This is a genomic window from uncultured Campylobacter sp., from assembly GCF_938017775.1.
Lineage (GTDB): Bacteria > Campylobacterota > Campylobacteria > Campylobacterales > Campylobacteraceae > Campylobacter_B.
On sequence record NZ_CALIIU010000021.1, the window covers coordinates 1 to 11,639 of the forward strand.

The window sequence follows — 11,639 nt, forward strand, 5'->3', positions numbered from 1 at the left end:
AACATCTTTTGATTCTCCCAAAATTATAACTACCTTTGAATCATATTCTTCTGGCAATTCTAAAATTTCTTCAAAAATTTTTATTTCATTTATATTTTCTCTACATGGGTCACAACAGATATAAATTGTAAATTTTTTTGAATAATCTATCTTATTAATATCTTCTATTATGGTATTTCTATCTATAAAATAGATATTACTATATTTTTTCCTATATTTATTCTATTACTAATAAATATAGGAAAAAATATAGTAATATCAATAGAATAAATCTCTTTATTAAAGTCTAAAATAACAAAATTTGTTTCATTATTTTCTAAAATAGCAGGAACCATTATTGAACTTGTAACTCCTGTTCTAGTTTTTGCAGTTATTAGCATATTTTTACTTCTCAAATTAAAATCCTTAAATAATATGTTATCCATATTTCCTCCTAGTTTTATAATTACTTTTTTATTAAATACCTTATTTCTTTATTTTACAATTATTTCTATAAAAAATCAACCGTTAAAAACGGTTGATTTTGGTAAAATTTTAATCTTTTTTTTCATCTAAACTGGTAACTTCTAAAAATTCATTTAAAATGCTTTCTATTAACATAGACAATGTAACTTTATTAACTTTAGATAATTCATCTAGTTTAGCTTTTAAATCATATGATACTGTTGCAGAAATATGTGCTTTCTTTTTACTTTTTTGAGCATTATTTAATATTTTTTCTAAATTCATTTTTCCTCCTCTAATTTTTCATTTACTACATTTTTCTTTTTTTATATTTATACTAATAAAAATATTCCTGCTAAAAGTATTAATATCATAATAGCTATAATTAAATTATTAATTTTTATATAATTTGATATATATAAATAAAAAAATACAGGAACAATAAGTAATGCAGATATACTAAATACTTTATTAATCACAATCTATCCTCCTTTTAAATCATTCTTATTTTCTATTCTGATATTATCAAAACCATCGTAATGAAATTCCATTATGCCAGGAAATTTATATTTTTTAATACTATCTTTATAAATAATTAAATTATTATTTTCTCTTTTTATATCAGCTATTATATAGTCATTTTTTATTATTTGAAGAACTACATATTCTTTATTATCAATCACAGTTATAATATATTTGCTATAAAGATTAGGATAGTTAAGCCTTATATATTTTTCTATGCTACCACTATAATTACCTATTATTAAAATAAATAAATAAAGAACAATAATTATAATATTGTTTCTTTTATATTTTTTATTTCTCTCTTTTTTCTTCAGTAAGTAGATCATATTAGCAATAGCAAATATCATAACTATAAAAGGAAAAAAATAAAAGAATAATTCAATATAAATATTATCTAATTTAAAATTCATATATCCTCCAATTTTTTATAATACATTTTTCTTAATAGAAATATACAAAATTTGTCATCAGAACAAAAAATCCTAAAACAATTAACACCCATGTAAAATTTTCAAAAAGAAGATTTTCTTCACTTTCATTTTTATTGTTTCTAATTTTATTCTTTTTTATAAAAATTATTGCTAAAGATATAAGAGGTGCTATAATAATCAAAAAAATAAGTATAAGAAACATTAGTTTGTTAAATTTTTCAGCTTCTATTAAAAATTCATTAAATTCAGTCATAAAAATTTTCCTCCAATATAATTTTATGGTATAATATTCTAATAAAATACTCTGTTAAAACAGAAAAGGCTATGTTCTCTCCCCTCAACTATTCTAAAAGGCTTAGCCTTTTTTGTTGTATAATACTTTTCTTCTCTAAATTCTTGTAGTTAATAAATAACTACATAATACTATATTATTTTTAAAATTCTTATAAATATAATTAAAACAAGACTTCCTTTGACTATTAATTTAGTTTCAATATTATTTCTAAAAAAATAATCCCCTAGAATAAAGAATGTAATCCATATTAGAGTAAAATATTTTTCTTTGTCCATTAAATTTTCTCCATTTTCTAACTTCTTTAAATTTTTATTTTATATTTTCTCTCTTTTATAAAATTTAAAAATAAATTCCATAATGGCAAGAAATATAAATAGAAAGCAAAAAATCCAGACATAATTCCAACATCTAATATTTTTAATGGAACATCCATTGCAATATTCCAAGGTATGAGTCCTACCAATAGTATAACTGTATTTTCCAAAATTATAGCCATCTTTTGTTTTTCTACAAGCTCTCCACATAATTCATTAGTTAAAATTGTTCCTAAACTCTGGTTACAAGCAATAGCCCCTGAAATAATAGAACTTAAAAATATAACAAAATAACTTGAAGTTTTTTTTAGAAAAATATTTTAAAAAATAACAATGAAAATTTTAAAAGTTCTAGCGCTTTGCGGAGCGCTTTTGATTTCGGCGCACGCTATTAGCGATGCGGATATCGAGCCTGTGATGAGCCAAAAGGTCGCCGAGGCCGTAGGCATTATGCGAAGCAGCACCCCGAAAGACGCAAAGCCAGCGAAAATCTTTGCACTTTTTGACGACTATTTTGATTATAAAATGATGGCAAAGCTTTCACTTGCTAAACATTACGCAAGCCTTAGCCCCGCGCAGATCGCGGAATTTAACAAGGCCTTCGAGGCGCATCTAAAGCGCTCCTTTATCGAAAAGCTTTCGCTTTATACCGATCAGGATATGAAGGTGCTGAGCAAACAAAGCCCGAGCGATAAGCGCCGCGTGCTAAAAACGCAGGTCATCGGCGAGCAGAAAAACTACGACATCGATTTTAAATTTTATCCTACCGGCTCTGATTGGCGCATCTACGACGTCGATATCGTGGGCGTCAGCCTAATTCAAACCTACCGCTCGCAGCTAGGCGACGTAACGCAAAGCTTGGGCTTTGACGAGCTTATAAAGCGGCTAAATTCCACCGTCATCAATAGCGGCGAATAGCGACGCACTCAAAAGAGCGGTATTTGAAAAAAATTTTTCGCCTAATCGTCGCGTTTCCGAAAATCACGCTCGCGCTGTTTACGGCGCTGGCGCTCTTTTTCGGATATTACTCCACAAAGCTAGAGATCGACGCTTCGAGCCAGACACTTCTGCTAGATAATGACAAAGACCTTCAAATTTGGCGCGAAGTATCCAAGCGCTACGAAACGCCGAATTTCTTGGTGCTTGCATACACTCCCGCGGGCGATCTTTTAGCGCCCGAGACGATCCGCAAAATAGAGCAGATGGATGCGGCTTTTTCCAAGCTTGATTTCGTCGCTAGCGTCACGGACATCACGAATGTACCGCTTTTGCTAAACAAAGGTGGCGGTATGAGCGAGCTGCTTAAGCACATACCCACCCTTACCGATGCAGACGTAAATTTAACCGCGGCTAGGCGCGAGTTTGCCACAAGTCCCTTTTACGCGTCAAATTTAGTAAGCGCCGATTTTCGCACTACTGCAATTTTAATAAATTTAAAGCCGCAGACCCGCTACGAGGAGCTTTTGCGCCTAAGAGACGGAGCCAAAAACGCTCTAGAGCAAGCGGAGCACGAGAGCAACCGCTCGGGGGCTCAAATTTCACAGCTTAAAGACGCGCTTAAAGTTGCGGAGCAAAATTTTAAATCTTACCGCGACGAACTACGCGAAAAGGATCATCGCGATATCATGGCTTTGCGCGCGCTGATCGTGGGCTTTGAGAAGGAATTTACGGGCGACCACCGATTGTTTCTAGGCGGACTGAATATGATCGCAGACGATATGGTGGGCTACGTCCGCTCGGATCTGGCGACTTACGGACTCGGCGCCTTGGTGCTGCTTTTGGCGTGCTTTTGGCTCTTTTTTAGACAGGCGAAATTTATCCTGCTGCCGCTTATCATCTGCGCGTACTCGGTCGTGCTCGCAGCGGGATTATTCGGCTTTTTGAGCTTTGAGGTCACGGTGATTAGCTCAAATTTCATAGCGCTTCAGCTCATCATCACGGTTTCGGTCTGTATCCACCTAATCGTCGCATACCGCGAGTTTAGCGCGCGCTTTCACGCCTTTTCGCAGCGTCAGCTCGTTTATGCGGTGCTACGCGAGCGCGCAATGCCCTGCTTTTTCGCAATCTTTACGACCGTTATCGGCTTTATGTCGCTAATTTTTTGCGATATAAAACCCGTAATTTCTCTGGGAATTATGATGAGCGTAGGCATCAGTATCTCGCTAGTTACGGCATTTGGAGTATTCGGCGCGGTTATGTCGCTTCTGCCGCGCACGCACAATAACCGCAGCTTCGAGCAGCACTTTAAATTTACGCTTTGGTGCGCCGAAACGGCGCTACGCAGCAGAGGCGCGGTCTATGGCGTGTGTGCTGCAGCGGTGATCTTTGGGCTATACGGTATCTCGCAGCTGCGCGTCGAAAACAGCTTCATCGGCTACTTCAAAAAAAGCACCGACATCCGCGCAGGTATGGAGGTCATAGACACAAATCTCGGAGGAACGATCCCGCTTGATATCGTAGTTAAATTTAAAAGCGTAGGCAGTGCAGATCCCGCCGCAAGCGAGAGCGAAAATTCCGCAAGCGATAGCGCAAATTCTAAGAGCGGCGAAAATTCCAATCCCGCAGGGCAAAATTTTATCGCGCAGAATTCCGCCGCACAGAATTCTACCGCCACAGCGCAAAATTTAAATGATCAAAATTTTACCGAGCAAAGCTCCGTCGCGACATCGCAGCCAAGCGGCGCCGTAAATTTAGATCAGACCCATGCCGCAAATTTAGAGCAAAATTCCACCGCGAGCGACGATTTTGGCGATTTTGAAGCCGAATACGCCGCCAACGAAAACAAGCCGCAGTATTGGTTCACATCCGAAAAGATGCGTATCATCGGCAAAATAGACGATTTTTTGAAGGACAAAAACGTCACGGGGCACGAGTTTATCGGCAACGTAAGCTCGCTAGCATCGCTTTTGAAGCTAGGCAAGCAGATTAATCAGGGGCGCGATCTGGACGATCTGAGCCTTGCTCTAATCTACTCTGAAATGCCGGCAAACTACCGCGAGATGGTGCTTTCGCCCTTTGTGAATATCGAAGCGAATGAGGCGCACTTTAGCATCCGCACGATAGATAGCGATCCGAATCTCCGCAGAGCGCAATTCCTAGCCGATCTTAAGCGCGATCTGGACTCCCTACTCGCTAAGGATAACGTCACGGTGAAGATCAGCGGTATAATGGTGCTTTACAACAATATGCTTCAAAGCCTGATGAGCTCACAGATAGGCACTTTGGGTATCACCGTGCTCGTGCTTTTCGTGCTTTTCGTGATCATCTTTCGCTCGTTTTCATACGCGCTTATCGCGATCGTCGTAAATTTAATCCCGCTTTGCGCCTGCTTCGGCATCATGGGCGTTGCGGGCATTCCACTAGATATTATGAGCATCACGATAGCGGCGATTAGCATCGGTATCGGCGTTGACGACGTCATCCACTACATCTACCGCTATAAGCGGGAATTTGCGCGCAGCGGCGACGAGGCTGCGGCGATCCGCGCGAGCCACGCAAGTATCGGATACGCGATGTATTATACGTCGTTTGCGATCATTTTGGGATTCAGCGTGATGATGATGAGTAATTTCTGGCCTACGATCTACTTTGGGATGTTAATATGTCTGGTGATGAGCCTGCTTCTTTTGGGTGCGCTCATAATCCTGCCGTCGTTAATAATGAGCCAAAAAGGCTTAAAATTTAGCCTCTTTAAAGCTAAATAAATTTTATCTCGCTATAATTCCCGCATTTGGAGAGGATGGCGACCTGGTGGCGTCTGCGGACTTCAAATCCGATAGGAGGGCGGTTGACCGTTTTCCGGGGGGTTCGATTCCCTCCCTCTCTCGCCAAATTCTTTCATTAAATTTCACCTTTGCATTCTTGATCTCTAGCGCTTTGCGAATTTATTTCAAATTTCGGCTTTAAATTTATACATGTTTAAGCAGGGAGGAGGTAGCATTATTTTTAAAATTTATCTCAAAGGAGCGAAGATGAAATATGTACTAAACGCTGCGCTAGCGGCGTTGATTTTAACAGGATGCGGCGAGGATGAGGTAGGGCTCGTGAAAAATTATACTCTTCCCGATTTTAAGTCGATGAGTATCGGCGCGGCGATCGAGGGCTCGAAAATCTGCAAAAATATTACCTGGAGCAAAGAGGAAAACGGCGGATTAAAGACGGTTAAGATGGTTTGCGACGTGGATATGGAGAAAGTAAAGGTCGATGTAGATGCCTTTAACAAAAAATATAAAGAGGCTACGCTAAACACGTCTTTAAGAGGTGCCGTGCTTTTCTATAAAGATAAATCTGATGATAAACAACAGCGTTTACTTAAATTGGCAAATGAACATTGCAAAATAAATGAGACGAAATTTCAAGAGGAGCTCAAAGACAGAGGCAAAATAGATTACTCATTTCAAAAAAAGCCAGTTGATTGCGACGATAAATTAAAAGATGAAATACTAAAGGATGGTGAACCAAAAACTTCTGCGATTTATATGAGTAATATTATTGATTCATTAGAAGACGTCGCTTATTATTCGCAGCTAACGCCTAGCCAAATAAGGCTACAGCTTGGAAGGGCAGCAGAGCTGCCGCCACAGGCTGCGATCGAATTAAATTTTATCGTGAATGCCGATAAGAGCGTAAGTTTATCGGATAAATTTATAGTGACTAAAGATATAATTGATGATGTTATTAAGATAAGATCGGCATTTAATAATAGAAAAACGGCGGAAGACGCCCTTGCAACTTTCTACGAAAGACAATAAAATTTTATCTGAATTTTTAAAAGACGTTTCGGCTCGGAAGCGTTTCCGCAAAAGACGATAGCATTATTTTGCGGCTCAATTTGACGAAATTTTAAATTTGAGCCGCCTTGCGTCAAAATTTCATTATTTCATTCAAATTTGACGCGGGCTTTTAAATTTAAAAAGCGCGACGGAAGCAGCTTCGCCCGCCGCACCGTGGAATTTTCCGCCGAATACAAGCTTATTTATCGTGTCCTTGCAGATACGCGATCGCGCTAAGTGCGGCAACCGCGCCGTCGCCTGCCGCGCAGACGACCTGTTTAGGCGCATCCTGCCTCATATCGCCCGCCGCAAATAGCCCGTGTACGCTTGTTTGCATCTTTAAATTTACCGCGACCTGCCCGCCGGGCGTGACATCGCAGATGAACTTGCCGCTTTCGTCTTTTAACACCTCGTTTCGCACGTCAAGCCCCACGAATACGAAGATCCCCGGCAGCTGCAGCTCGCGCGCGGCGCCGCTGGTTTTATCCTTGACGACGACGCCCGTTACGCCGCTTGCATCGCCCTTGATCTGCTCTACAAGCGTGTTTGTGATGAGCTCGATATTCTCACTTTCGCGCACCCTTTGCACGGTTGAAGGCGCGGCGCGAAACTCATCCCTGCGGTGGATTAGGTATACTTTAGAGCAAATTTTAGCTAGATACAGCGCCTCCTCTAGCGCCGTATCGCCGCCGCCGAGGACGGCAACCTCTTTGCCCTTGTAAAAAAACCCATCGCAGGTCGCGCAGGTACTGACGCCGCGACCGAAAAACTCATCCTCGCCCTCAATCCCCGCGCGGCGCGGAGTAGAGCCCGTAGCGACGATAACGGCACGTGCGCGACGTGTTTGATCGCCCTCGAGATAGATCGTAAAATTTCCATCGCCGTCTTTTGAGACGCGCAGCACGCGCACCATCTCATGCTTCAGCCCGAAGCGGAAGCACTGCTCCTGCCAAGGCGCCATAAAGCTCATCCCATCAGTCACCGCAGCAACGCCCGGGTAGTTTTCCATCTCGGAGCTTGAGGTGATCTGCCCGCCGGGCATACCCATCTCAAACATCACGACGTCCTTTAAACCGCCTCTTGTAGCATAAAGCCCCGCCGCTAGCCCCGCAGGACCGCCGCCGATAATTGCTAAATCTAACATTTTTTTCTCCTTAATTATTTTATTAAGTAAAGCCGCGGGCGTTAAATTTACGAATTTAATTAATAAAACGGGAGGCGAAGAGAGGAAGGGCGAAGCCGCCCTTTTAAAATTTACAGAAGCGAGTTTAGTTTGTCGGCTATGATCTGCTTAGATTGCGCGCCAATGAGCTGAGCTTTTAGCTCGCCGTCTTTGAAAAATAGAATCGTAGGGATCGAGCGAACGCCAAACTGCACCGCGAGATCCTGCGCTTCGTCGGTATTTACTTTGCAAATTTTAGCCTTGCCCTCGTAATCGTTCGCAAGCTCCTCGATGATCGGGGCGATCATACGGCACGGCCCGCACCAAGGTGCCCAAAAATCGACTAGCGCGACACCCTCTTTAATAACGTCGAAATTCTCCGAAGTAAGCTCTATATACTTTCCCATAATGTTCTCCTTGTGTTAAAATTCCGCGAATTATAGTTTATTATCTTAAATAAATAATAAAAATTCTAATTTAAAAAGATATGTTGGCGATAAATTTTATCTGCTTTGGATAAACTTCCACGACGTCGATCTGCCACGGCTCGTCCGTATCACAGCTCATCAGATAAAATTCCGCCGCCTTTAAAATTTTAGCCATCTTACCGCCCGTCACGCGCTCTGCGGCGTCATAATCGCCGCTCGTAGCCTTCACCTCTATAAAGTGCAAAATACCGTCTTTACGCGCGACGATGTCGATCTCGCCGAAGCGGCAGCGGAAATTTCGTTTTAAAATTTCAAATCCTTCGCCGCGTAAAAATTCCGCCGCACGGTCCTCGCAGGCAAAGCCGAAAAGATATTCTTTTAAGCTCAACTTAACTTTCGATCCTGATCATAAAAGGCTTTTGCGTGATGAAATTTTCGCCGCCGATCACGCTTATTGCGCGCTTGATATCCTTCTCACAGCACGTATGCGTCGTGAAAAACAGCGTTACCTCCTCGTCCGTTTTAAGCTTTGGCTTTTGCAAAAAGCTGTCGATCGAAAGATCGTTTAAGCTCATAATGTTCGTGAGCTTCGCCAGCACGCCCTTCTCATCGCGCACGCGCAGCCTGAAATAATACTTCGTGCGGATCTGTTCGCTTGGCAGAATTTGCATAAAATTTTCGCTCGGCAAAATTTTATATCCGAGCATCGGGTTTTTGTTATCGCGCGCGATGTCGATAAGATCGCTTATAACCGCACTTGCCGTAGCGCTTCCGCCCGCGCCAGGGCCGTAATACATACTCTCGCCGACGCAGTCTCCATAGATACTCACGCCGTTCATCACGCCGTCTACTTTTGAAAGCATTTGATCCTTCGAAATGAGCGCAGGATGGACGCGCAGCTCGACTTTGTTATCGCACGCGCGCTTAGCTACCGCAAGCAGCTTGATTATAAAATCAAATTCGCGCGCAAAATATATATCCTCCTGCGTAATCTCCTCGATCCCCTCGATTAGGATATCTTCAGGATCTCCGTGCACGCCGTATGCGATGCTGGCTAAGATCAAGAGCTTATGCGCCGCGTCGAATCCGCCGATGTCGAAGCTAGGATCGGCTTCGGCGTATCCGAGATCTTGAGCTTGCTTTAGCGCATCCTCAAATTTCTCGTTTTTTTGCATCATATTCGTAAGGATGAAGTTGCTCGTGCCGTTTACGATGCCGATTATCTTTTCGATACGATTGGCGCTTAGCCCTTCGCGCAGAGTTTTGATGATCGGAATTCCGCCCGCCACGCTCGCTTCGAAGCCAAAAGGCGTATCACCCGCAAGTGCCTGAAGCTTGTAGCGATGATAAGCCAAAAGCGCCTTATTTGCGGTAACGACCGCCTTTTTACGCTTTAAAATTTCGCTTACGATCTCATAGGGCTTTTCTACCCCGCCCATAAGCTCTACAAAAACATCGATATCGTCGCGCTCAATAATGCTTTTTGCGTCGCTGCTAAGCGGAATTTGCACGTCACGTTTTTTATTCGTATCGCGCACGAGCCCGATTACGGGCTCTATACTAACGCCCGCGCGGGCAAGGATGATATCTTTGTTTTTTATCAAAATATTTGCAACTTCGCTACCTACGGTGCCGACGCCTAAAATCGCTACTTTCATCAGATCTCTTTCAAATATTTTTTTATATTTCTAGCGGCCTGGCGGGTTCTATTTTCGTTTTCGATAAAAGCGATCCGCACATAATCGTCTCCCGCCGCGCCAAAGCCCACGCCAGGGCTTACGGCGACGCGCGCCTTGGTAAGAAGCTGTTTGGAAAACTCCATACTCCTTAGATGAGCCGCCGCTGGCGGTAATTTCGCCCACGCAAACATCGACGCGCTAGGTTTAGCGATCTGCCAGCCCGCGTCCGCAAAAGTGTCTATCAAAAAATTCCTACGCTTCTCATAGCTCGCGCGGATCTGCTCTACGCACTCCTGCGGCCCGTCCAGTGCGATCGTGGCGGCTACTTGGATCGGCGTAAACATGCCGTAATCAAACCAAGATTTGATCTTTTTAAGCGCGGCTACGAGCTTTTTGTTGCCGCTTACAAAACCCACGCGCCAGCCCGCCATATTGTAGGTTTTAGAAAGCGTGTATGCCTCGACTGCGACGTCCTTTGCGCCCTGGACCTCAAAGATCGACGGCGTTTTGTAACCCTCAAAAGCGATCTCTGCGTAAGCGATGTCGCTGATGATATAAAACCGCTCCTGCCGCGCCATCGCCACGAGCCGCTCGTAGAAGCTTTTTTGCACGACGACGGTGGTGGGGTTGTGCGGGAAATTTACGACGACGTATTTTGGGCGCGGAATGCTCTCGTCGAAAGTTTTTTGCAGATCGATGAAAAATTTGTTCTCATTAAAATTTAAATTTTCATCATAGGCAAGCGGGATTTTAACGACATTACCGCCCGCGATGATGAAGGCTTGAGTGTGGATCGGATAGGCAGGATCGGGCACCACCGCGACGTCGCCCGGATTTACGATCGCGCTTGTTAGATGCACGAAGCCCTCTTTGGAGCCCATCACGGCGACGATCTCGCTTTCTGGGTCCAAGATCACGCCGTATTTGCGCTTGTACCAATTCGCGCACGCAAGTCGCAGCTTGTAGATGCCCTGACTTACGGAGTAGCCGTGCGTCTTGTCCTTTTGCGCGCTTTCGCAAAGCTTGTCGATTATATGCTGCGGCGTCCTGCCGTCGGGATTGCCCATCGAAAAATCGATTATATCCTCGCCAGCTCTGCGCGCCGCCATTTTTATGGCATTGACCTCGGCAAAAACGTAATTGGGCAAACGCTCGATTTTTGAAAAACGAATTTCGTCAAACATCTCAAACCTCTTATCTTAAAGTAATTTTCAAGCTTTATTTAAAATTTTGCGCCTTAAGCGCCGCGATCTGCTCGCGCCGCACGGAGGCAAAATTGCAAGCCTTAGCGGCGATGCGGCGGCGCTCTTTATATTGCTCGAGCAATTTAAACTTTTACCTCGCTAAAATTTTAAAACCGCGGAGGCATTGATTGTTTAAATTTAGAGCATCACGACCCTTTGCGGCGACATTTAAATTTACGTCAGATCAAAACAATAACGATCAAAGCTGCCGTTTTTACGCCGCGTCCTCGAACGATGCCCTTTAAATTTACCACGCTACAGCAAGCGCCCGCAACGCTTGAAATTTTATCCGCACCGTTAATTTTACCTATGCCGTTTAAAATTTTATCCAAGGCGGCGCAGTTC

Annotated in this window: 13 protein-coding genes and 1 tRNA gene; 4 read left to right on the forward strand and 10 right to left on the reverse strand. The window is 42.8% G+C overall.

The genetic code is table 11. From position 1 onward, the window contains the following. Window positions 1-182: 182 nt before the first annotated feature. The 4 genes from Q0537_RS03475 to Q0537_RS03490 all read right to left on the reverse strand — a co-directional run bounded on the left by Q0537_RS03475 (window position 183) and on the right by Q0537_RS03490 (window position 1,653). Complete coding sequence (locus tag Q0537_RS03475; protein WP_299225131.1) at window positions 183-425, reverse strand: hypothetical protein; 243 nt, start codon at window positions 423-425, stop codon at window positions 183-185. Window positions 426-534: 109 nt separating this feature from the next. Next, window positions 535-729 (reverse strand): hypothetical protein, encoded by a 195-nt coding sequence (locus Q0537_RS03480; RefSeq protein WP_008799735.1) that lies wholly within the window; start codon window positions 727-729, stop codon window positions 535-537. 197 nt (window positions 730-926) lie between these two features. Further along, window positions 927-1,379, reverse strand: coding sequence for a hypothetical protein (locus tag Q0537_RS03485; protein WP_098998588.1), 453 nt, complete (start codon window positions 1,377-1,379; stop codon window positions 927-929). Between the two features lie 31 nt (window positions 1,380-1,410). Next, on the reverse strand, window positions 1,411-1,653 hold the full coding sequence (locus tag Q0537_RS03490; protein ID WP_060496280.1) for a hypothetical protein: 243 nt from the start codon (window positions 1,651-1,653) through the stop codon (window positions 1,411-1,413). Between the two features lie 689 nt (window positions 1,654-2,342). Between Q0537_RS03490 and Q0537_RS03495 the strand changes: the two genes are divergently transcribed. From Q0537_RS03495 to Q0537_RS03510, 4 genes are all read left to right on the forward strand, one after another. Further along, a complete protein-coding gene (locus tag Q0537_RS03495) occupies window positions 2,343-2,927 on the forward strand; it encodes an ABC transporter substrate-binding protein (RefSeq protein ID WP_299225142.1) in 585 nt (194 codons plus the stop codon). A 23-nt stretch (window positions 2,928-2,950) separates the two neighbouring features. Continuing rightward, window positions 2,951-5,713 carry an MMPL family transporter gene (locus Q0537_RS03500; protein ID WP_299225144.1) on the forward strand — a complete coding sequence of 921 codons (2,763 nt, stop codon included), beginning with the start codon at window positions 2,951-2,953 and terminating at the stop codon, window positions 5,711-5,713. A gap of 28 nt (window positions 5,714-5,741) precedes the next feature. Beyond that, window positions 5,742-5,839: transfer RNA gene (locus tag Q0537_RS03505), tRNA-Sec, on the forward strand. Window positions 5,840-5,980: 141 nt separating this feature from the next. Next, on the forward strand, window positions 5,981-6,760 hold the full coding sequence (locus Q0537_RS03510) for a hypothetical protein (protein ID WP_299225146.1): 780 nt from the start codon (window positions 5,981-5,983) through the stop codon (window positions 6,758-6,760). A gap of 220 nt (window positions 6,761-6,980) precedes the next feature. On the opposite strand, the gene trxB is transcribed toward Q0537_RS03510, so the two are convergent. The 6 genes from trxB to Q0537_RS03540 all read right to left on the reverse strand — a co-directional run bounded on the left by trxB (window position 6,981) and on the right by Q0537_RS03540 (window position 11,626). Further along, window positions 6,981-7,925: a thioredoxin-disulfide reductase gene (gene trxB, locus Q0537_RS03515; protein ID WP_299225148.1), complete on the reverse strand. Its 945-nt coding sequence runs from the start codon at window positions 7,923-7,925 to the stop codon at window positions 6,981-6,983. Between the two features lie 110 nt (window positions 7,926-8,035). Beyond that, a complete protein-coding gene (trxA, locus tag Q0537_RS03520) occupies window positions 8,036-8,350 on the reverse strand; it encodes a thioredoxin (protein ID WP_297881795.1) in 315 nt (104 codons plus the stop codon). Window positions 8,351-8,420: 70 nt separating this feature from the next. Then, on the reverse strand, window positions 8,421-8,759 hold the full coding sequence (locus Q0537_RS03525) for a YraN family protein (protein ID WP_299225150.1): 339 nt from the start codon (window positions 8,757-8,759) through the stop codon (window positions 8,421-8,423). A 1-nt stretch (window position 8,760) separates the two neighbouring features. Then, complete coding sequence (locus Q0537_RS03530) at window positions 8,761-10,029, reverse strand: homoserine dehydrogenase (RefSeq protein ID WP_299225152.1); 1,269 nt, start codon at window positions 10,027-10,029, stop codon at window positions 8,761-8,763. Further along, window positions 10,029-11,234, reverse strand: a complete 1,206-nt coding sequence (locus Q0537_RS03535; protein ID WP_299225155.1) for an LL-diaminopimelate aminotransferase — start codon at window positions 11,232-11,234, stop codon at window positions 10,029-10,031. The genes Q0537_RS03530 and Q0537_RS03535 overlap by 1 nt, the downstream gene beginning before the upstream one ends. Before the next feature lie 239 nt (window positions 11,235-11,473). Beyond that, complete coding sequence (locus tag Q0537_RS03540; RefSeq protein WP_297998116.1) at window positions 11,474-11,626, reverse strand: hypothetical protein; 153 nt, start codon at window positions 11,624-11,626, stop codon at window positions 11,474-11,476. Window positions 11,627-11,639: the final 13 nt, after the last annotated feature.

Coding starts and splice junctions, on each gene's coding strand:
- Q0537_RS03510 (WP_299225146.1), top strand. CDS start 5,981: ATGAAATATGTACTAAACGCTGCGCTAGCGGCGTTGATTTTAACAGGA.
- Q0537_RS03480 (WP_008799735.1), bottom strand. CDS start 729: ATGAATTTAGAAAAAATATTAAATAATGCTCAAAAAAGTAAAAAGAAA.
- Q0537_RS03490 (WP_060496280.1), bottom strand. CDS start 1,653: ATGACTGAATTTAATGAATTTTTAATAGAAGCTGAAAAATTTAACAAA.
- trxA (WP_297881795.1), bottom strand. CDS start 8,350: ATGGGAAAGTATATAGAGCTTACTTCGGAGAATTTCGACGTTATTAAA.
- Q0537_RS03530 (WP_299225152.1), bottom strand. CDS start 10,029: ATGAAAGTAGCGATTTTAGGCGTCGGCACCGTAGGTAGCGAAGTTGCA.
- trxB (WP_299225148.1), bottom strand. CDS start 7,925: ATGTTAGATTTAGCAATTATCGGCGGCGGTCCTGCGGGGCTAGCGGCG.
- Q0537_RS03495 (WP_299225142.1), top strand. CDS start 2,343: ATGAAAATTTTAAAAGTTCTAGCGCTTTGCGGAGCGCTTTTGATTTCG.
- Q0537_RS03485 (WP_098998588.1), bottom strand. CDS start 1,379: ATGAATTTTAAATTAGATAATATTTATATTGAATTATTCTTTTATTTT.
- Q0537_RS03475 (WP_299225131.1), bottom strand. CDS start 425: ATGGATAACATATTATTTAAGGATTTTAATTTGAGAAGTAAAAATATG.
- Q0537_RS03535 (WP_299225155.1), bottom strand. CDS start 11,234: ATGTTTGACGAAATTCGTTTTTCAAAAATCGAGCGTTTGCCCAATTAC.